This is a genomic window from Dorea sp. Marseille-P4042, from assembly GCF_900290215.1.
Classification (GTDB): Bacteria; Bacillota; Clostridia; order Lachnospirales; family Lachnospiraceae; genus Dorea; species Dorea formicigenerans.
On the sequence record NZ_OLMI01000003.1, the window covers coordinates 780,253 to 800,683 of the forward strand.

Genomic DNA, 20,431 nt, shown 5'->3' on the forward strand with positions numbered 1-20,431 from the left:
CTGATTACCTGTAATTATATTCTTCTGAGTAATTACCTTTATTTCCAGATTGTATACATGTATATATTAGCACATCACATGACATATGTCCAACCATTTATTCACCCTTTTTCAAGAATAACTCTGTTGCTTTTTCAATCTCTTCTCCTGTCGCTTTCAGCAGCCTTTTTGCATCATTCATCGTTCCATTTCGCAGGCATTCCGCAATTGTTTCTAATCGTCCCGTCTCTATTCCCTTTTTCATTCCCTTTTCTTCAATACCTTCTGATAAATTACACATAACCTTCAACTCCTCCCTGATTTTTTCATCTACCGGAATATCTAACTCTTCGTCTAAAAGCCGCACCTTTTCCTCTCCACTTAGTTTACTAGAGAATAATATATTTAAGAATTGATGTAATTCACTCTCAGTTTTGCTTTGAGACAGCTTTTGACTTGACTCGCAATCCAGTCCAATCATAATGAAATTAAATAAATCTTTCTTTCCTGGCCACTTATAATTTCCAACTAATGCATCATCTGTTATATGGAAATGATTCAAACAATTTTTATTTACGCCTGGGCAAATCCATATAGAATATACCTTTACCATATCATCATAATTAGAATTTGTAAAATCTCTTTCTTTTTGTGAAGAAATCATTCTGCAAGTGTAAAATATAGCCCGATTCATCAAAGCATACCCCGGCGAACTATTCTTTTGAGCTTCTATATTCACAATAATCTGAGAAATTCCATCTTTCATTCGAACATAAAAAATAATATCAAAGCGAATAGCCCCTTCTTTTGTTTCCGTATTTTCCGTATTACTACCTTTAATTTTACTTTTCGGATTTTCCAACACTTGATTAGTCATTCCCGGTTCTACCGAAACCGTAGATACATATGGTTCTCCTTCAATCAAAGAAATGATATCTCTTGGATTCGCATCTTTAAATTCCGTTACTGTTCCTTTTAAAATATGTGCCAGAAAAATTTTGTTACTTAAAAGCTTTTTGGCATTCTCGTCATACTGCGCTTTCATGCCAATGGTTCCAATAATTTCTTTTGTATGTTTGTTCAATAATTATACTCCTCCCTGTACTCATAGTACAAACAACTTAATGTAGTAACATTTTTTTCATGTCGGATTACTGTCTCGAAATCTGAAACGCCGAAATGAGATACCTTACGGCTTAGAACTTTTTAAAATATAGAATCTTTTCTAAAAGTATTCATAGGATAACACAAAAGGAAAGATTTCGCAAGTGTTTCTCACGTAATCTTTCCTCTATTTTCTAAATTCTTCTCGTCTATTTTACACCATCACTTTTCGTTTTCCCAATAGTGCCATTTCTTCCACATTTTTTGTAGCATACAGTATCGTAACTCCGGTTCTCTCCTGCAATTCCACCAGCTCCTGAGTCAACTGATTATGAAATTTAGGATTTACATTGCGAAGCGGCTCATCCATAAGGATTACATCTGGCTCCAAAATCATGGCACGCGCCAGCGCGGTCCGGTGTTTCCACAGATCTGACAAGTTTTTTACTTTTGCAAATCGGACTTCTACAAGATCTAGAAGTTCCATCACTTCCAGTGTCCGTTTTCCTATTTCTTTTTCATCTATGCCGCGAAGTCTTAAGCCCAGTTCTACATTTTCCAGAACTGTCATTCGTGGATACACAGTATAATTCTGAAAAATCATAGCAATTCCACGCTCCTCCGGTGGAAGACTGTTGACCAACTTGTCTCCAATCCATATCTCTCCGTTTTTCACTTCATCAAGACCTGCGATCATGCGCATAACAGCACTTTTTCCACTCCCGGATGGGCCAGTCAATATTACAAATTCTCCGTCTTCAATCTGGAAATTTAAATCCTTTACTGCCTCATATCCATTCGGAAATGCGCGATCTACATGTTTTAATGTCAGACTTGCCATCTGATCAGCCCCTTTCTTTGTCTTCCCCTGACTACTGTAATTCAGGCTTTTTATCCATCATTACTTTTTTACAATAACGCCTGGTAAATGTCTCTCTTTCCGACTCCCCGGTCTTTCGCGACCATTTTCATTGCTTCTTTTTTCTGAATCCCCTGATCCATATAATAATCCATATGTTCCTGAATGGACATTTCTTCCCATTTCTGGCGTTCTTCTTCTATCTGTTCCTGACGGCTCTTACCCTCAATGACAAGCACGCATTCCCCTTTTGGTTCCCGCTCTTTATAATATTCCACTGCCGCACTGATCGTTGTTGCAAAGACTGTCTCATGCTTTTTCGTAAGCTCCCGGCAAATGCGGATTCTTCTGTCACCCAAGGTCGCAAGCAGAAGCTCTAATGTCCGGACCAGTCTGTGCGGTGCTTCGTAGATAATCATAGTTCTTGTCTCTTCCGTCAGTTCGTTCAGCACTGCCTGTCGTTCTTTTTTATCTGTCGGAAGAAATGCTTCAAACGCAAATCTTCTTGTGGACAATCCGGAAATGGTCAGCGCTGTGATGCAGGCTGCTGCCCCCGGAACTGCTGTCACAGTGATTCCTGCTTCCTGACACATTGCCACCAGCTCCTCACCCGGATCGGAGATTCCCGGCGTTCCCGCATCCGTGATCAGTGCAATATCTTCACCATTTTCCAAGTGCTCAATCAACGTATGCGCTTTTGCAATCTTGTTATATTCATGATAACTGGTCATCGGTGTGTGAATATCAAAATGATTCAAAAGCTTAATGCTATTGCGGGTATCCTCTGCTGCGATCAGATCAACTTCTTTTAAAATACGGACACAGCGAAATGTCATGTCCTCCAGGTTGCCGATCGGAGTTGCACACAGATATAATGTTCCTGACATATAATTCTCCTTTTATTTCATCCCGTACAATTTCAGTACTTCTTCCGTATACTCCCCGTCTTTCGTGTAGACTATGAGCGGCGGGTCTACGGCGAGGCGTGGTTTTCCGCCTTTGAGGCCTTCGATAAGAACCATGTTTGGCTCTTTGTCTGCATATGGATGGACGAGACGCATGCGTTTCGGCTCGATTCCGTAATTACACATTTTTGTAAAGATTTCCGGCAGGCGGAAAGGACGGTGCACCATGTAGAAACGCCCTTTCATTTTCAGTACTTTTGCACTTTCTCGCAAAAGATTATCTAATGTGCATAACGCTTCATGTCTTGCGATATACAAAGCCTCGTTATCATTTTTCAGACCGTGTTCTCCAATCATATACGGCGGATTGGATACAATAACTTCATACGAATCATTTCCAAATATGTGACTTGCCTCTTTAATATCACCGGTAACGATATCTATCTTGTTCTCCAGCCCGTTGTGTGCCACGCTTCTTCTTGCCATATCAGCACTTTCTTCCTGAACTTCCAGACCTGTATAATGAAGTCCCGGATTCTTTGCTTCCAGTAAAATCGGAAGAATTCCGGTTCCGGTCCCAAGATCCAGTGCTCGTTCCCCATGTTTTACTTTTGCATAGGAAGACAGAAGCACGGCGTCCATGCCAAAGCAGAACCGACCGGGCTTCTGTATAATCTCATAGCCCTTCACCTGGAGATCATCCAGGCGCTCATCGGGCTTCTTATTAGTCATCATTTAACTTGGAGGCGCCATTTTTCTCCTCCAGAGCTTTTAACTGTGCAAACTCCTCTTTCGAAAGCTTTGCATCTTTTTTCTTCTTTCTTGATTTGAATCTCAGCTCACCTGCCGGATATTCACGGATTTCTTTTTCATCGTTATCCAGCGTCACAATAACCTTTACGATCTGACGCAGTACGTGAACGGCCTGAACTTCACCATGAAGTCCTTCCGGCGTCGTCACATGATCTCCAACTCCCGGAAGCTGACGGTTCAGCTCTTCATAGGTCTCTTCTTCGTTAGTCAGACAGCACATCAGTCTGCCGCAGACTCCGGATATCTTTGTCGGATTCAGAGACAGGTTCTGCTCTTTCGCCATCTTGATCGATACCGGTGCAAACTCAGACAGATACGTATGACAGCAAAGTGGTCTTCCACAGATACCAATGCCTCCACGAATCTTCGTCTCATCACGGACACCAATCTGACGAAGCTCGATACGTGTACGGAACACGCTTGCCAGATCTTTTACCAGCTCACGGAAATCAATTCTTCCATCTGCGGTAAAGTAAAATAACACTTTATTATTATCAAATGTATACTCCGCATCTATAAGCTTCATTTCCAGACCGTGTTTACGGATCTTCTCTAAGCAGATGTTAAATGCTTCTTTTTCTTTTTCTCTGTTTTTCTCTTCTTTTTTGTAATCCTCTTCGTTTGCAATTCGAATCACAGATTTTAAAGGCTGTGTGATCTTGTCGTCTTCTACTTCTTTCGGACCTGTCACAACCTTTCCGAACTCAACACCGCGCGCCGTCTCTACGATGACACGGTCTTGGGTTTTAATCTCTAATTTTCCCGGTGAGAAAAAGTAGATCTTTCCCGCCTGGCGGAATCTTACTCCGATTACTTTTGTCATAAATCTAGTTCTCCTTTATCGTCAGGAACAAAAGCTCCATGACCAGATCAAAGTTAACATTTGCTTTTAGTCTGGCTTTTGCTTTGTCAAGGCTGTCCAGAATCGTCTCAATTCCTTCATAAGAACTGCGTCTTGCCTGCTCACGCATGCAGTCGATCTGATCTTTGAATACAACCTTATCTATTTCCCTTGTCGCTTTATATAACAAGACATCTCTGTACCATACCATGATCAGGTCAAGATAGTCGTTGATTTCAACTTTATAAAGAGTGCAGCGTTTCACTGCCTCCACAAGCTCACTGATATCCATCTCATTTATATGACGCATCAGGTTCAGGACTTCGTCCTTGAGCTCATTAAAATGCTCGGAGCCTGCCAGTTTGATAGCTTTTCCAAGGTTCCCCTGTGCAAATGCAGCGCAGACTTCAGCCTTGTAATCTGGTACTTCCATTCTCTCCATGAGATATTTTTTAATCAGTGCATCTTTGATGTAGCGAAGTTTTAACATGACACATCTGGAATTAATTGTCGGAAGCAATACGTCTGCATTTTCCGTCAGCAGAATAAATACTGCATACTGTGGCGGTTCTTCAATCGTCTTTAATAACGCATTCTGTGCCTGTACCGTCATAATATCAGCTTCCGGAATAATATAAACTTTATATGGACCCTGATATGGCTTGATCGCAACTGTATTATTGATCTGTGTGCGCACATCATCGACTCCGATGGATCCCGGCTTCTCATGTGTCACCCAGATAATATCCGGATGGTTATTCGATTCTGCCTGTACACAGGAATGACATTTATTACATGGTTCCGGTCCATGTTCTTCACATAAAAGTGCCATGGCAAATAACTTTGCCAACATCTTCTTTCCGGTTCCGCGCTCGCCATTCACAATGTACGCCTGTGATACCCGATTCTCGGCAATTGCATTCTGCAAATATTGAATTACATCTCTGTGTCCTACTACATCTTTAAAACTTCCCATATCGTATGTCCTCTATAATTTCATCTAAGCATCTTTTTTGGTCATCATTGTAATAACGCTTCTTTATTCCCGCAGCTCTCAGATGTTCCTCGGAAAAATCTTCCGTATCTGCGAGAAATCTTCTGCACATCTCCGCGTAACGTGGCACTTCCTGCTGCCGCTCTCTCGTAAGTGCACGGTTCAGCCGCTCGCCGTCCTCTACTTCGATGTACACCGGAACAAGATACGCCGCTCCGTAATATTTCTTTAACTTTCCATAGGACTCCAGCGTTCCGATCATCAGATAGTCGGATTCTGCCAGATTCACCTGTCCATCTTCTATTGTAGCATATTTCCATGCTCCGTGAACAGTATTATAAGTACGAAGTTCAACAACCTTTCCCTGTCTCTCGAAAATATGCATCTGTTCATCCGTCACAAAATGGTATTCGACGCCTTCTCTTTCACCTTCCCGCTTCGGTCTGGTCGTGTAAAGCGTCACTGTCTGAAGCATCGGCAGCTCTTGCTTGATCTTCCGGAATAATGTATCTTTTCCAGATGAACTCTTGCCCATTATATAATATATCTTACCCATGCGTCCATACCTCTATGTATTCTTCTTTTTCTACTCCCTGTATCTCATATGTTCTTTCCATATACCATTGAAAATGTTCCCGGATCTGCGCTGTGATCCGTTCCCCCGGCACCAGCATCGGGATCCCCGGCGGATAGAGATACGCGTACTCCGCGGAAATGTAGCCTTCGCTCTGTGTCAATGGCACAAACTGAAACCCATCTGCCCCTGCGTCTTTCATGCTGATGACCTGCGCCGGTGAATAGATTACTTCCGCCTGTGGCAGATGTCCCGGTTCTATACCGTAATTTTTTTCTTTCTTTTGCGACTTTTTGATTTCTTCCGGCACTATGTCTGAATCTACAGTGTTATAAGCCCCCTGTAAAGGTTTATATTTCTTATCCAACTCATAAATTGCTTTTATAAGCCGTTTCATTCCTTCATCGGTATCCCCGACCGAAGTCATGGCAATCACATAAGTCCCCGCGGCCATCTCCATTTGCAGGTGGTACTGATTTAATAAATCTTCCTGCAATTGAATCCCTGTTGCTTCTGCACCATATGTATCCGCAAGTCCTTTCGTAAGTCCTGCTACTGATAATACAAGCTTTGACTTATCATAATGTTTGGTCTCTGCCAGCCGGATATGTTCACATTTTCCAAGTTCTTCTCTACATCTCTTCAAACGCTCCACATACGGGTCAAAAACTTCCTCGCAGTGATGATCCAGCATCTCCATGCACTGATCGATTCCCGCCATCAGAATATAAGACGGACTGCTACTCTGTAACATATGCAGATATCGTCTCACCTTTTCCCGGTTCACCAGATTCCCATTCATGTGGAGAAGTGCTGTCTGGGTAAATGCCGGAAGTGTCTTGTGAACACTGTGGATCACAATGTCTGCGCCTTTTTGATTTGCATTTTCCGGAAAATAGGGATGAAAACCAAAATGAGCCCCGTGTGCTTCATCCACGATCAGCGGCAGTCCTTTTTCATGTGCGGCCTTTGCTATCTCGGCCACATCCGACACAATTCCATCGTAAGTCGGAGATACAATCATGACTGCTCGGATCTGTGGATATCGATTAAGGGCCCTCCTCACATCCTCTGCGGATATCTCAATATTCAACTGTAACTCTGAATCAAACCGGGGATAGAGATACACCGGATTCAACTCATTCATGTAGATTGCATGATAGACCGATTTGTGACAATTGCGCGCCACAAGAATCTGATCTCCTTTATTCGTCACACCCGCGATAGCACTCAGAATTCCAACTGTACTTCCATTTACCAGAAAATGTGTCTCATCTGCATGATAGATTCTGGCTGCCCGTTCCTGAGCCTCTTTCAGGATTCCTTCTGCATGATGAAGATCATCAAATCCTTCAATCTCTGTAATATCTACAGTATAAGGATCCGCATCCCAGGACATATGCATCTTACGCTTATGTCCCGGCATGTGAAATCCATAATAGTCAGAATCGCTATACGCTTTTAATTTTTCGTATATCGTTGCCATTCTTATAATCTCTTAAGAAGTTCTTCTCTTTCTTTTTCGTATCCTGGTTTTCCAAGAAGTGCGAACATATTCTTCTTGTAGCTCTCAACACCCGGCTGATTAAATGGATTTACTCCAAGAATATATCCGCTGACACCGCATGCGAACTCGTACATATAGAATAACTGTCCAAGTGACTTCTCGTCCTGCGCCGGAATTGTCACTTTCAGATTCGGAACCTGTCCGTCTGTATGTGCAAGAATCGTACCATTCATAGCACTCTTATTTACAAAATCCATTGTCTTGCCTGCAAGGTAGTTCAGTCCGTCCAGATCCACCGGTTCCTCACCGATTGTGATCTGCTCTGTCGGCTCCTCCACTTCCATAACTGTCTCGAACATGATTCTGCTTCCATCCTGAATGAACTGTCCCATAGAGTGAAGATCTGTTGTAAGGTCTACAGATGCAGGGAAGATTCCTTTCTTATCCTTGCCTTCACTCTCTCCGAAGAGCTGTTTCCACCACTCAGATACATAATGCAGGCTTGGCTCATAATTTGCCATGATCTCAACCGCTTTTCCCTTACGGAGCAGAATGTTACGTGTTGCTGCATAGAGCATTGCGTCATTTTCCTCAAATGGATTCTCAAGTGCGAATTTTCTTCCTTCTGCTGCACCTTCCATCAGCTTGTCAATATCAGCTCCGCTGACTGCGATCGGAAGAAGTCCAACAGCTGTCAGTACAGAGAAACGTCCTCCAACATCATCCGGTACTACGAACTCTTCGTATCCTTCCTCATCAGCAAGTCCTTTCAGAGCTCCACGAGCTTTGTCTGTTGTTGCATAGATTCTCTTAGCAGCCTCAGCTTTGCCATACTTCTTCTCCAGCATCTCCTTGAAAATACGGAATGCGATTGCAGGCTCTGTTGTTGTTCCGGATTTGGAAATGATATTAACTGAGAAATCTCTGTCTCCGATCACTTCGATCAGGTGTTTCAGATATGTACTGCTGATGCTGTTACCGGCAAAATAAATCTCCGGAGCTTTGCGGATCTCTTTTGATACTACATTATAAAAGCTGTGTCCAAGAAATTCGATTGCTGCTCTTGCGCCAAGATAAGATCCTCCGATACCGATTACTACCAGCACCTCTGAATCTGACTGGATCTTTGCAGCGGCTTTCTTGATTCTCTCGAACTCCTCTTTATCATAATCAACCGGAAGATCGATCCAGCCAAGGAAATCATTTCCTGCTCCCTCCCTTCCCAGGAGTTCAGCTTTTGCAGCCTCGGTAATCTTCTTCATAGATTCCATCTCATGTGCGCTGATAAACGCATCTGCCTTTGAATAATCAAATGTTACTTTACTTCCCATTGGACTCGTCCTCCTTATGCTACCCGTTACGTTCTAGTTCTTGTCTCGAAGAAATCTGTATCATTTTCTTCTTATAAATGTGACAGCTCACAGACAGTCCTTGTTTTACAAAACTAACTTTGAGCCGTTATCTATATTTTAACAAATCAGTCTCTTATTATCAAGCCATAAACTCCTCCAGGATTTCTCGGATACGCTGATTTCTGTTTGCCTCGTCCTGCGCCTTTGTCTCTTCCGATTCTATTGTTTTTTCTATTTTTTCTGTTTTACCTGGTTTTTGCGATATAGCTGTCTTTTTGACCTTCCGGTCGTCTTCCACCTGCAGCGGTTCTGTCTTATACATCGCCCAAAGCAGACTGTCCATAGATCCAGGAAATTCCTGCTTTGGTTCCTGCTTCTTCTGATTCACAGATTCACCTGGCAAGTTATCCCCCTCTGCCCTTCCTGCATTTTCTGGCATTCTAGTATTCTTCACAATTCCTGTATTTTCTGCCATTCTGGTATTCTCACCCATTCTCTCTTCTTCTGGCATTCTGGTATTCTCGCCCATTCTCGCTTCTTCTGGCATTCTGGTATTCTCACCCATTCTCGCTTCTTCTGGCATTCTGATATTCTTCGTCATTCCTGTATTTTCTTGTATTCTTGCACTCTCCGCTATTCTCGCTTCTTCTGATCTTGCCTCTTCTGCCAGAACTTCTTTCTTGTATGTTTTTTCATAGCGATGCTGATAAATATTTTCCAAGTAATCTACCATATAATTTCGTACTGCCTCCAGCCGGTACTCCTCATCCGTCAGCATATGTACCAAGAATACGATTAACGCCAGCGCCACGCCGGTTCCGCCAATCATAGCTGTCTGCTCTGTCGCCCCTTTAATCCGATAACTTATGATTGCACCGACTCCGCCAAGAATCAGACAAAGTCCGGCACCCGCCATCTGTAACCGCCGCCATGCATGGAGCCTGACTCCACCAACCCGGTATTCATAGAGATACTTGTCCACAAATACGCCTACGTTTTCCACCTTTTCACTGATCATACAGGTATGCTCGAATTTCGCCCGCACAAGCCGCATCAACGGATGATTACTCTTTCCCATACTTTCCGCTGCTGCCACCAGCTTCCTAAGTGTTCTTCCAACGACCACCTTTGACACAACTCCGGCAAATGCACTCATTCCCATCAGTACATAGATCACATGTCTGTCTAACATTAATTCTAACATGATAAAAGCCCTCCTTTTGGCACCAATTATAATGGATTTTCCAAAAGAAGGGCGAAAAACCGTTCCCCATAAAGCGACATCTGCACACCGCAGATTATGGTATTTTTTCTTATATTTTATCGAATCATTTATTCTCTGGTTTTAAATCATCGGGAGCAATTCCTTTACAAGCGCCACGCTGTGGGCAATTGCCTGTTTTTCAAACTCTGGATAATCCATCGTTGCACTGTTGTCAGCTTTATCAGAAATTGCTCGAATGATGACATACGAAACTTTGTTAAGGTAAGCCGCGTGCGCGATTCCGGCTCCCTCCATCTCTGTGCAAAGAGCCTGAAAATTCTCCACGATACGTGCTTTCACTTCTCCGGAAGAAATGAACTGATCTCCACTTGCGACCCTTCCTGTAAATGTATGGATCTGCGGATTTGCTTTTTCATTTGCCTTCACTGCAAGCTCTACCAGATGCGGATCTGCCGGGAATGTGCGCGTATCCATTCTTGGCACCTGGCCGATTGCATCTCCAAATATGGTTGCGTCCATATCATGATGCACCGCATCTGTAGAAATCACCATATCACCAATGTCAATTCTTGCATCCAGGGATCCTGCAATACCTGTATTGATCAGCGTATCTACGCCAAATTTATCCACCAGGATCTGCGCACAGATTGCCGCATTAACTTTACCGATTCCACTTCTTACGACAACCGTGTCCTTCCCACAAAGAGTTCCTTTATAAAATGTCATGGAAGCAAACTCTGTCACTTTAGCATCTGCCATCTCACTTTTCAGAGCTGCAACTTCCTCTTCCATTGCTCCAATAATACCTATCATCCGATTTTCCTCCTGCTATGCATTTTTACTGTGCGATTCCCGCACATTTCCTTTATCCGACTGCCTTTTTCGCTATCATTACAAACATTTCCTGTTATCCTGTACATTATCCCCTACCCCATGCACAAATGTCAAGCATTGATGCTCTTTACTGTACCTGTGTATTCCTCGTGTATTCCTCTATGTATTCTTTTTCATACATATGATGTAACCGGATTGCTCCATTGCTATGCAGTTCCCGCAATCCTCGAACACCTCAAGCTTCCATAAAATGGCTTGTTCACATCATATTATTGGAAATCTTAATTTTTCTTTACAAGCAGATTTTTCTCTGTTAGAATGGCTTCTGATATTCATATATCTGGTATAACATATAGGAGGGTTTTAAACATGGATTATAAAACACACGGTGTCTGTTCCAGCATGATTCACATAGAGCTGGACGGCGATAAAATTAAAGATGTAGATTTTGTAGGTGGCTGCAACGGTAATCTTCAGGGAATCTCAAGCCTTGTAAAAGGAATGAAAGTGGAAGACGCCATCGAAAGACTTGCCGGAATCAAATGCGGTTCCAAAGCGACTTCCTGCCCGGATCAGCTTGCCAAAGCACTCCGCGAAGCAATCGCTCAGTAAATTGATTCATTCACGTAAAGTAAGTCACATGGAAAAGGACACGCAGCTTTTAATAGCTTGCGTGTCCTAAAACTAAACTTACCTAAACTTACTTCTCATGATTGTTATAATATTTTTTCTTTTAAATTTTTCTTTGAACTGTCTCCAGTTCCTTCGCCCTTCCAAAGCCCTGCGAACCAACGTAAGGGCCATGAAATATGTAGATTGCTGTGGAAGAGCGTCTAATTGTTTCAATATTCAGTTGTTATTAAATTTCTAAAGTATTATGATCCAACCTACTAACTTTACCCGAAATTTGTTTTTAATTTGTTTTTCCCATCATTATAATGGCCTTGTCCACTAATCTGATTGTAATTATAAATTTGTTAAATTCTTTTTTCTTTTCTACAAAATCTTACTTAAGGTTCCTCAATGTAAACTCCATCTGTGAAACTGCTGCTCACATCATCATTAGCAGAATGAACACATCGAACACGATAGTAATAATCGCCTTCTACATCTAAATACTTCTTAGATGATGCACGATCAGCGTTTTCATTGAACTTCTGCCAAGAATCATAAAAAGACCATTCCGTATCTTCTTCTTTCGCCTGTTCAATCATAACAGCAATTCCGACCCTGTCTACTACTCGTTCTGCAATGGTAGTTCCTCCGGCATAGATTTGTCCCGGGCCCATTCGGACAATTTTAGAATATCCGGTCAGAAGATCTTCACCTCTGGCAACTTTTTGAGTATAACCAATGGATTCTGCATCTTTTGTAAGTTTGGATCCGTCGATCACCTTCACGCTAGACGCTGCCTGTGTATCCGTCGATACCCCAAAGCTTAATCCCAAAGCCATAGCAAATACGCAGCATATGGACATACATCGCTTCATTTATCTACCTCCCATCTTTGTCTATTTAGGGTTCCCTATATAATAGACACATGAGATTAAAAAAACTGACGCATTTTTTAATAAAAATACAAATTTTTTAAAATATTTTCTATTTCTTCCTTTTTCATCTCTCCAGAAAAGCAATAATGCATTTTTTTATACTCAAATTCTGCTACATATCTGTTTCTTTCCGTTTCTGGGGTTTCATACTCTGTCACCTCAATATCAGCCTTTCCTACCTGCTCATAATAACAGTTTATTTTCTTATCCTCATTATCATATCCCCATGACACTTCTCCATAAGAAGCACTTATAAAATATTCTATTCTTTTACTTTTATATAGATAATCCACTTCAGCCACTTGAATATCTGTATCCAAAATCATTTTTTCAAATTTCATACCTTTTGGACGCCATATTAATCTTACAGGATCTATTCCAAACTCATCAGCTAACTTTTCATATGCCTTCTCTTCATCTTCTTCCTCGATAATCTTATTCTTATCGCTGGAATTGACTTTGGATACTTGTCTACCACCTACGGAGCTTTTTACAAACTGCAACATTCTCTCTGGTCCGCCAATGCTTGTCATTCCAACTGCCATTACGAGGATCAGCACTGCTGCCAGTGCTACAATTCTACGGATATTGCGTTTCTTCCGGCGTATTGTATAGATTTTCTTCTCCTCGCTCTGATTCTTCAACATCTCCCGTCCAAGGCGAAGTGCTTCCCGGTCTTCTTCTGAGAGTTTCGCATACGCATCTGTTCGCTTCGTATCTTCGGAACGCTTTTCACGCTCACGGATTTTTTGATCCAGTGCATTTTTCATGCGGAGCTTCAGCTCATCTGGAATCTCTTCATTATCGTTAAGTCCGACTTCTTCTTCTATCTGTTTCGCTTCTCTATTCAATTGATCTTTTAGGATTTCTTTCAACTGATCTTTTTTTTCACTCATAATCTACCTCTTAACGAAATCTATCCTCTCTTTCTCTTGACCAAATCTCCCGGGAACGTATAATATAATTATATGATGCCAGGGTCAAAAGGTCTAAATCCACATGAGCTTGCTCATAAGTGGATGAAAGACCTTGGGATCCGCCCCCCAATATGAGCCTAAAAGTGGGATGAGAATCCCACGATATGCGAATAATTGGGAGGATTGTGGGAGTGCAACGCACGGAACAATCCGTAGGCATCATAGTTGGGGCTTTTGCCCCCAACATCATTATATGCCAAAGTTGAAAATCTTTCACTGTTTCATACAGTATATACGAAGCAGAATCATCCGTACGGCATTCTTATTGTAACATATATTATCGAAAGGAGCTTTTTATGAAACGTATTATCTTAACCGGCGGCGGTACTGCCGGTCATGTTACACCTAACATTGCCCTGTTACCACGTCTTAAAGAATTACAATACGACATCCACTATATCGGCTCATATAACGGAATTGAGAAGGAACTTATCTCTCAATTCGGTATACCATATCATGGCATCTCAACCGGTAAACTCAGACGTTATTTCAGCGTCCAGAACTTCACAGATCCATTCCGTGTTATCAAGGGAATGGGTGAAGCACGCAAACTGATTAAGATTCTGGAGCCTGATGTTATATTTTCCAAGGGAGGTTTTGTCTCTGTACCAGTAGTCCTTGCCGGTAAGGGACAACATGTACCAGTCATTATCCACGAATCTGATATGACTCCGGGGCTTGCCAACAAGATTTCCATTCCTTCTGCAACGAAGGTCTGCTGCAACTTCCCGGAGACATTATCTTCTCTCCCGACAGGCAAGGCTGTTCTCACCGGATCTCCGATCCGTCAGGAACTTTTAAGCGGAGATAAGTACCGCGCCAGAGAATTTCTTCACTTTACTTCCGACAAACCGGTCATTCTGGTTGTCGGCGGAAGCCTCGGTGCCGTTGCCGTAAACAATGCCATCCGTACAATTCTCCCGGAGCTTCTGAAAGACTTCCAGGTCATTCACTTATGTGGCCGCGGCAAGCTCGATCCTTCTTTGAACGGAACAGAAGGCTACGCACAGTTCGAATATATCAAAGAAGAGTTGCGTGACCTCTTCGCACTGACCGACATTGTAATCTCCAGAGCCGGAGCCAATGCTATCTGCGAGCTTCTCGCCCTGCACAAACCAAATCTTCTGATTCCGCTGTCTGCCAATGCAAGCCGTGGTGATCAGATTCTCAACGCCCGTTCTTTCGAGCGTCAGGGATTCAGTATGGTGCTTGAGGAAGAGGAACTTACGAACGAAACACTTCTCAGTGCAGTTCATGATCTCTATGATAACCGCGAGAAATACATCGATGCAATGAAGCATTCTTCCCAGCAGGATTCTATCGATACCATCATTGATCTGATCGAATCGGTAACTACTTAGATACTTACAAAACTATCTGATTCTGACGCAGATATCTGATATAAGAAAACAGGTGTCATATCCGGCACCTGTTTTTTATTTGCCATCCAGTTGGTGAAACTGTTCTTCGTAGTACTTCTTAATCCATTGCTTTGCCCTGTATAATGTACTATACAGCGTATCCACAGATATCCCCATTTTCTCTGCAACTTCTTTTTGTGGTTTATCCAAAGTATATGAAACGGTAACTGCCTCATACCATCTTGAATTTTTCTCATATAGATCTGCAAAAATCGTATCGTGTAGCTCGCGGCATTCTTTCTGACGAAGCACTTTTATGAGTTGAGCGTCCAGTCCTTCTGACGAATATGGCACCTCCTGCTCCGGAACCTCTTCCATCGGTGTCTCCCATTTACTGTCTCTTAGATAGTTCTTTGCCATATTCTTTGCGGTAGTGATCAGCCATGCAGGCCCGGACTCCATACATATATCTCCCAGGTTGTCGTATAATTTCAGGAAAGCTTCCTGCACAATCTCTTCTGCCACATAGTGATCTTCGACGTAGTACAATGCCGTTCGGTACACTTTACTTACATTTTCTTTGTAAAGCCTGTCGATTTCAGCTTTCTTTACATCTTCAGATTCCGCCATTTAATTTCCATCACTTTCAAGTTTATAATTTAGACAGAATATCCTGCTTATCCTCTTCGGTAAGCTTGCCCATCTTCCAGCCAAGTCCAACTTTGTCACCTTTATAACGCGGAATCATATGTAAATGGAAATGGAATACAGTCTGTCCTGCTGCCTCGTTATTATTCTGCACGATATTGTACCCGTCACAGTGTAAGATGCCTGTAAGCTTTGTAATCATTTTCTTAGCCAGCACCATAACTTTTGCAGCCTTATCATCGTCCAACTCATACAAATTGGCATAGTGTTCTTTTGGAATAATCAGTGCATGTCCTTTCGAAGCCGGGCTGGCATCCAGAATCACGCGGAAATCTTCATCTTCATACAAGGTTGCTGTAGGAATTTCTCCATTTGCCAGTTTACAAAAAATGCAGTTATCATCTTTCATTTTCATGTCCTTCTTTCCTTTAAAAAATCATTTTTAAAATTGTTGATTATTTTATCCGCCAATGCTACACTATGAAAAAATAAATTCATAAAGGGCGGTAATCATTATGTTCACAGAATCTGATTATGAAAAATTACACCAGATCATGGCAGAAAGTCCTGAGAAAGAAGAGCTTCTCACCAGACTTCTTCACTCCCACCGTATGGATATCAGTACCATCAGCCATGAGATTCGCAACCCGTTGACTCTTATATACAGTACCTTACAGATGATCGAAGCATCCAATCCGGAAGTTCTGAATATCCGGCACTGGTCAGACTTGCATAGCGACATCGAATATATGAAACAACTACTGGAAGAGCTATCAGCATACAACAACGGTCAACGTCTGTCACCTTCTTCGACAGATTTCGACATCTTCCTCAAGAAAATTTCCTTATCCTTTGCTTCCTCCATCATTGAAACCGATATTGAATTTATCTCCCGGATAGAGCCGGAACTTCCTGTTATGCCTGCAGATTCCATCAAACTTCGGGAAGTTCTTCTGAATCTTCTTGGAAATGCGCGCGATGCAGTACTGATTCAACAATCTACATGCTCTAATCATCTTGATTCTGCCTGTCATTGTGAAAGTAACAGATCTTTGGATACCGGCAAAGCACTTACTTATTCTCCGCAAATTCACTTTCACGCATGGAAAGAGCATTCAAATCTGATTATTTCCGTCTCCGATAACGGCTGTGGTATTGCACCAGAACATCTATCTTCAGTCTTCGAACCATTTGTCACGTACAAATCGTCCGGAACAGGCTTAGGCCTGCCACTTTCCCGCCGAATTATCGAAGCACATGGCGGAACACTGACTGTCCACTCAGAACCAGATTTGCCGGACTGCCAGCTAAAAACTACATTCACCCTTACAATTCCAATCCCTTAAAACATTTTTAATAATGTTTCGGCTTATGTTTCCAATATGTGAGTACCGCCAGTAAAAATCCGGATATCAGCCCGCCAATGTGGGCTGCGTTATCCACCCCTTGTGCGGTGAATCCATAATAGAGACTTAAGCCTGCCATCAGAACAAGTCCTCTTGTTGAAATCTCTCCGACTCGTCCATGATTACGGATTGCAACATAAAGAAGTGCTCCCACAATTCCAAAGATTGCTCCGGAAGCACCCGCTGATACCGCATAGCTTCCCTGACTCACATCAAACCATGCCGATACGAGATTTCCCATCAGTCCGCTTCCAAGATAAATGAACAGAAAACGGATTTTTCCAATCTCTGGTTCCAGGCTGTAACCGATGACCAGCAGCATCACCATATTGTTCATCAGATGACTGAATCCAAAATGCAAAAACATACTGGTGATCAGTGTATAATATCGTTCTCCGTTCATGAGATATGGAACATACATTGCTCCATGTTCCATCATAAATGCGGAATCCTCAGTCATACCCATAAAAGACAGTCCGAGGAAGATCAGAACATTCGCTGCTGCGATTGCAATTGTACAAATTGGTAATTTCTTGTAATTTCTCATAGGAAAATTTTCTCATTAATTTTCTGTAATGTCAACGTTATTCTGCAAGATTTTACTCATCAAACTCTACGATCAGATAATATCCTCTGTCCGTATGTTGTATTTCTTTGATTACGCCCTGTCTTGCATGAATACGCTCAGATGTCTTGTAAATTCCGGACATTGCAACTGCCGGTTCCACTACATAAGTAAACAGGTTCGTATTCGGACTTCTCTCTGTTACTTCCACCTGCTGGCCTTCTACCACCAGCCCTTGTCTTTCCATTTTAAACCGTTCCTGTCTCACGACAAACCGCCTCCTGTCTCTGATATTCCAGCCGGGATTTTTTCCGGCATCATTCCTGTCAGTACAGTATAACACTAGAGATCTTCTTCTTCAATATACAGCCCGTCCCAGTCTCCCCACTTTGGTTTTCTGCGTCTGTGAAGAAAACGCTTCATCGGTGTCCACAGGTTTTCTGTCTCACGGAGTATCGTACTTCCCATTTCCTGGCTTGCGATCCAGTCATGTTCTGTCCGGTCAAAATATGTGCTTCCTTCCTTTTCTTCCTCTGTTCCCAAATCTGTATTTTTATCCTCTGCCAAAACATTTTCTTCCTCTTCTTTTACACACTCCTTTATAATCTGTTCCAGACTGTAATTTTCTTTCATAGTCTCTTTATGCAAAAGGAACACAATCTGGACACATTCTTTATCCTGATAATCTGCACATTTCACCAGATATTCGCTCAGATGGTGAAATCCTTCCCACAGACTTTTTTCTTTCGGTGGATAATAACAAAAATAATACTTTTCTTCTGTGTAAAAAATATACTCCGGATCCATCAGAATACAATTCACATTGAGAAGATACCTTTCTACTTCTTTCACGACACGCAAAATAGATTTTAGCAATATTTTTATTTCTTCTCCACTCATCGTATGCTTTTCATAGAGCGCTTTCATGGACACTTTTCCACTCACATCATAATCATAACAGCTTTTGTCATCCATTCCCCGTCCATGCATTTCCAGCAGTCCTTCCACCTGATTTTCTTCCAGCATTTTATTTTGATAGTCCTCTGTATAAGGGACTGACTCTTCTATCGTAATCTTACGTTCCATTGACGAACTCCTTTATTTTCTTAATATCCCGAAGCTTTTTCTCCGGTTCTGTAATTGCCGCACGTTTTTCCACACTGACTTTCATCTTCCTCCATGTTCCCTGTGCCCGGACACAGACTTCATCTCCTTCCACCGTAACCTGTCCCTGGATTGTAGATAATAGGATACACTTTCCATTCACGCGACTTTGAAAAAGTGTTTCCAGTTCCGCCGCATCTGTCCCGCTTTTATCTCCAGTTCCGGTCTGTGAACCCGGTTTTTCTCTCGCCTTATTGCTTCCAACTACCGCTGTCTCATAAGCTGCTCCCGCAATTATATTCTTGTCATGGTAATAAAAAAATGCATAGATACTGCTCATGACCAGCAACATAATGATTGGCATTAAGAATGACATCTCTACTGTATAACCTCTCACGCTGCACCTCCCTGCTCTGCCAGCATCAGAATATATCCAAGAGTCAAAAATGGGAAAAATGGCATTGTCTTCACCCGTCCGCGAAATGCCAATATCACCGAACAGACTCCACTTATAAAAAATGCTGCTGCCAGCACTCCCACAACTTTCCAAAACCCCAGATATCCTCCAAGAATCATAATTGCCACGCTGTCCCCATAACCGATTGCTTCTTCTGTCACTTTACTGACAAGAAGGAACAGCACTCCCACTCCGATTCCTGCACAGATTCCAACAAGATTCTCTACATTTGTCTGTTCCATCTTTTCCAGGAACACTCTGATTCGATAAAAGTCCACTATTTTCCAGATGACTGTCAATATTCCCCACAATGTCAGAACTCTTCTGGAAACTTTTTTATTTCTAATATCTGACACAGACAGCCCAGTTAGAATTAACAGCACAACTATATCTACCATTCTATTTATATTTCCCACATCTTGTACCTCTTCTCATTCTACTTATCATTCCTGGCATTCTACTTTCCACCACATTTTGAGCATGCGCGCTTTCCCGGTACTTCAGAAATTCTCGCTGTATATACGGTACGCTTTAATCCGCTGCATGTCAGTGAATTATGATACCGGTCACCCTGATCAGTAATATACACACTTCCACCCATACTGCTGCCATGAACACATTTCTCACAGGCATGATACTTTCCGCCACTTTCATTGCGAAGGCTATTAAGTTCCGATGACGCCGCCGCATGGATCGACAGGTCCAGATGCGTACAATGTGGATTTTTGTGATAGACAACTCCTGTATCCGTTACATATACAATCTGATCATCTTCTTCACCAAACCCTCCTGCCTCATAGCCGGTCCATGCCTTGATCCTCATAGTTTCCTTATAAGAAATCGGCGCTATAGCAAAGCCCGGAACCGGAATCCGCACCTGATAAGATGCCTGAATTTCTCCAATTCCCGTAAACGGCGACAAATAAGATTGATTGCAATTGATTCCTGAGCTGCCACCTTCTACAATGCTTCTCTCTAACCGTTCTGCTCCAATAGAATTTACAACATCACGTTCCAGATTTGACGGAATCACTGCCGGGACTTCTACTGCCTGCACTGCAAGCTTCTTTCCCGCTTCCTGAAGTCCGCTTCGCACAGCCGTCTGCACGGATAACAACTCCAGCAGTAATACCAATGCCAGCGTCGCAAAAAAGAAGATTGGTACTGCCATGGCAGCCTCCACGGTAATGCTTCCTTTTTTTCGGGTGGATGCAGATGCCCTTCCTGTATACTTGGATTTGTATATGCTGGATAATAAAGGGATATCTTTATCTGAGTTCATCGAATCTTTCTCCTTTCATTTTTTTGTTTTCAGTTAGCAGAAATTTTATAACTCCCGGTAGGGGGAGCGGAAGGACATCTGCACCCACCCGTTA

At 42.4% G+C, this 20,431-nt stretch carries 24 protein-coding genes and 1 pseudogene; 3 read left to right on the forward strand and 22 right to left on the reverse strand.

Annotation, left to right across the window (positions count from 1 at the left end):
* Window positions 1-97: 97 nt before the first annotated feature.
* The 11 genes from C7E02_RS17280 to C7E02_RS17330 all read right to left on the reverse strand — a co-directional run bounded on the left by C7E02_RS17280 (window position 98) and on the right by C7E02_RS17330 (window position 10,966).
* On the reverse strand, window positions 98-1,063 hold the full coding sequence (locus C7E02_RS17280; protein WP_022279508.1) for a PD-(D/E)XK nuclease family transposase: 966 nt from the start codon (window positions 1,061-1,063) through the stop codon (window positions 98-100).
* Between the two features lie 234 nt (window positions 1,064-1,297).
* Window positions 1,298-1,924 carry an ABC transporter ATP-binding protein gene (locus C7E02_RS17285; RefSeq protein WP_022279509.1) on the reverse strand — a complete coding sequence of 209 codons (627 nt, stop codon included), beginning with the start codon at window positions 1,922-1,924 and terminating at the stop codon, window positions 1,298-1,300.
* Window positions 1,925-1,992: 68 nt separating this feature from the next.
* Entirely contained in the window at window positions 1,993-2,829 is an 837-nt protein-coding gene (gene rsmI, locus C7E02_RS17290; RefSeq protein ID WP_105310256.1) for a 16S rRNA (cytidine(1402)-2'-O)-methyltransferase, read from the reverse strand.
* A gap of 12 nt (window positions 2,830-2,841) precedes the next feature.
* Window positions 2,842-3,582 (reverse strand): tRNA1(Val) (adenine(37)-N6)-methyltransferase, encoded by a 741-nt coding sequence (locus tag C7E02_RS17295; RefSeq protein WP_105310257.1) that lies wholly within the window; start codon window positions 3,580-3,582, stop codon window positions 2,842-2,844.
* Window positions 3,572-4,483 (reverse strand): PSP1 domain-containing protein, encoded by a 912-nt coding sequence (locus C7E02_RS17300; RefSeq protein WP_005337472.1) that lies wholly within the window; start codon window positions 4,481-4,483, stop codon window positions 3,572-3,574. Before C7E02_RS17300 ends, C7E02_RS17295 begins: the two co-directional genes overlap by 11 nt.
* Window positions 4,484-4,487: 4 nt before the next feature.
* Window positions 4,488-5,477, reverse strand: coding sequence for a DNA polymerase III subunit delta' (gene holB / locus C7E02_RS17305; protein ID WP_005337473.1), 990 nt, complete (start codon window positions 5,475-5,477; stop codon window positions 4,488-4,490).
* Window positions 5,464-6,051: a guanylate kinase gene (locus C7E02_RS17310; protein WP_005335048.1), complete on the reverse strand. Its 588-nt coding sequence runs from the start codon at window positions 6,049-6,051 to the stop codon at window positions 5,464-5,466. Before C7E02_RS17310 ends, holB begins: the two co-directional genes overlap by 14 nt.
* The gene (locus tag C7E02_RS17315) at window positions 6,044-7,555 is read right to left on the reverse strand and encodes an aminotransferase class I/II-fold pyridoxal phosphate-dependent enzyme (RefSeq protein WP_022279512.1); all 1,512 of its coding nucleotides are present in this window, start codon (window positions 7,553-7,555) and stop codon (window positions 6,044-6,046) included. The genes C7E02_RS17310 and C7E02_RS17315 overlap by 8 nt, the downstream gene beginning before the upstream one ends.
* Before the next feature lie 2 nt (window positions 7,556-7,557).
* A complete protein-coding gene (locus tag C7E02_RS17320) occupies window positions 7,558-8,907 on the reverse strand; it encodes a glucose-6-phosphate isomerase (RefSeq protein WP_005335044.1) in 1,350 nt (449 codons plus the stop codon).
* Window positions 8,908-9,067: 160 nt separating this feature from the next.
* Window positions 9,068-10,132, reverse strand: coding sequence for a hypothetical protein (locus C7E02_RS17325; RefSeq protein ID WP_105310258.1), 1,065 nt, complete (start codon window positions 10,130-10,132; stop codon window positions 9,068-9,070).
* Window positions 10,133-10,273: 141 nt separating this feature from the next.
* Window positions 10,274-10,966: a 5'-methylthioadenosine/adenosylhomocysteine nucleosidase gene (locus tag C7E02_RS17330; protein ID WP_005337479.1), complete on the reverse strand. Its 693-nt coding sequence runs from the start codon at window positions 10,964-10,966 to the stop codon at window positions 10,274-10,276.
* 390 nt (window positions 10,967-11,356) lie between these two features.
* Between C7E02_RS17330 and C7E02_RS17335 the strand changes: the two genes are divergently transcribed.
* A complete protein-coding gene (locus C7E02_RS17335; protein WP_005337480.1) occupies window positions 11,357-11,599 on the forward strand; it encodes a TIGR03905 family TSCPD domain-containing protein in 243 nt (80 codons plus the stop codon).
* 398 nt (window positions 11,600-11,997) lie between these two features.
* On the opposite strand, the gene C7E02_RS17340 is transcribed toward C7E02_RS17335, so the two are convergent.
* The 3 genes and pseudogenes from C7E02_RS17340 to C7E02_RS20590 form a co-directional block, all read right to left on the reverse strand.
* Window positions 11,998-12,477 carry a DUF6147 family protein gene (locus C7E02_RS17340; RefSeq protein WP_203226982.1) on the reverse strand — a complete coding sequence of 160 codons (480 nt, stop codon included), beginning with the start codon at window positions 12,475-12,477 and terminating at the stop codon, window positions 11,998-12,000.
* A 77-nt stretch (window positions 12,478-12,554) separates the two neighbouring features.
* Window positions 12,555-13,433 carry a DUF4367 domain-containing protein gene (locus C7E02_RS17345; protein ID WP_105310259.1) on the reverse strand — a complete coding sequence of 293 codons (879 nt, stop codon included), beginning with the start codon at window positions 13,431-13,433 and terminating at the stop codon, window positions 12,555-12,557.
* A 93-nt stretch (window positions 13,434-13,526) separates the two neighbouring features.
* Window positions 13,527-13,714 (reverse strand): annotated as a pseudogene (locus C7E02_RS20590) (hypothetical protein).
* Between the two features lie 96 nt (window positions 13,715-13,810).
* On the opposite strand from C7E02_RS20590, the gene C7E02_RS17355 reads away from it, so the two are divergent.
* Entirely contained in the window at window positions 13,811-14,875 is a 1,065-nt protein-coding gene (locus C7E02_RS17355) for an undecaprenyldiphospho-muramoylpentapeptide beta-N-acetylglucosaminyltransferase (RefSeq protein ID WP_105310260.1), read from the forward strand.
* Between the two features lie 75 nt (window positions 14,876-14,950).
* On the opposite strand, the gene C7E02_RS17360 is transcribed toward C7E02_RS17355, so the two are convergent.
* Window positions 14,951-15,505 (reverse strand): RNA polymerase sigma factor, encoded by a 555-nt coding sequence (locus tag C7E02_RS17360; protein ID WP_105310261.1) that lies wholly within the window; start codon window positions 15,503-15,505, stop codon window positions 14,951-14,953.
* 22 nt (window positions 15,506-15,527) lie between these two features.
* Window positions 15,528-15,938 (reverse strand): HIT family protein, encoded by a 411-nt coding sequence (locus C7E02_RS17365; RefSeq protein ID WP_278336562.1) that lies wholly within the window; start codon window positions 15,936-15,938, stop codon window positions 15,528-15,530.
* A gap of 100 nt (window positions 15,939-16,038) precedes the next feature.
* Between C7E02_RS17365 and C7E02_RS17370 the strand changes: the two genes are divergently transcribed.
* Window positions 16,039-16,869: a sensor histidine kinase gene (locus C7E02_RS17370; RefSeq protein WP_022279521.1), complete on the forward strand. Its 831-nt coding sequence runs from the start codon at window positions 16,039-16,041 to the stop codon at window positions 16,867-16,869.
* Window positions 16,870-16,876: 7 nt separating this feature from the next.
* Here C7E02_RS17370 and C7E02_RS17375 read toward each other — a convergent pair whose 3' ends face one another.
* The 6 genes from C7E02_RS17375 to C7E02_RS17400 all read right to left on the reverse strand — a co-directional run bounded on the left by C7E02_RS17375 (window position 16,877) and on the right by C7E02_RS17400 (window position 20,337).
* Complete coding sequence (locus tag C7E02_RS17375) at window positions 16,877-17,476, reverse strand: rhomboid family intramembrane serine protease (protein WP_005337502.1); 600 nt, start codon at window positions 17,474-17,476, stop codon at window positions 16,877-16,879.
* Window positions 17,477-17,528: 52 nt separating this feature from the next.
* Complete coding sequence (locus tag C7E02_RS17380) at window positions 17,529-17,762, reverse strand: hypothetical protein (protein WP_005337510.1); 234 nt, start codon at window positions 17,760-17,762, stop codon at window positions 17,529-17,531.
* A 74-nt stretch (window positions 17,763-17,836) separates the two neighbouring features.
* A complete protein-coding gene (locus tag C7E02_RS17385; RefSeq protein ID WP_005337511.1) occupies window positions 17,837-18,580 on the reverse strand; it encodes a DUF6382 domain-containing protein in 744 nt (247 codons plus the stop codon).
* Window positions 18,570-18,995, reverse strand: coding sequence for a TadE family protein (locus C7E02_RS17390; protein ID WP_005337518.1), 426 nt, complete (start codon window positions 18,993-18,995; stop codon window positions 18,570-18,572). Before C7E02_RS17390 ends, C7E02_RS17385 begins: the two co-directional genes overlap by 11 nt.
* Entirely contained in the window at window positions 18,992-19,471 is a 480-nt protein-coding gene (locus C7E02_RS17395; protein WP_005337520.1) for a prepilin peptidase, read from the reverse strand. The genes C7E02_RS17390 and C7E02_RS17395 overlap by 4 nt, the downstream gene beginning before the upstream one ends.
* A gap of 41 nt (window positions 19,472-19,512) precedes the next feature.
* Window positions 19,513-20,337, reverse strand: a complete 825-nt coding sequence (locus tag C7E02_RS17400; protein WP_029730551.1) for a hypothetical protein — start codon at window positions 20,335-20,337, stop codon at window positions 19,513-19,515.
* Window positions 20,338-20,431 lie beyond the last annotated feature (94 nt).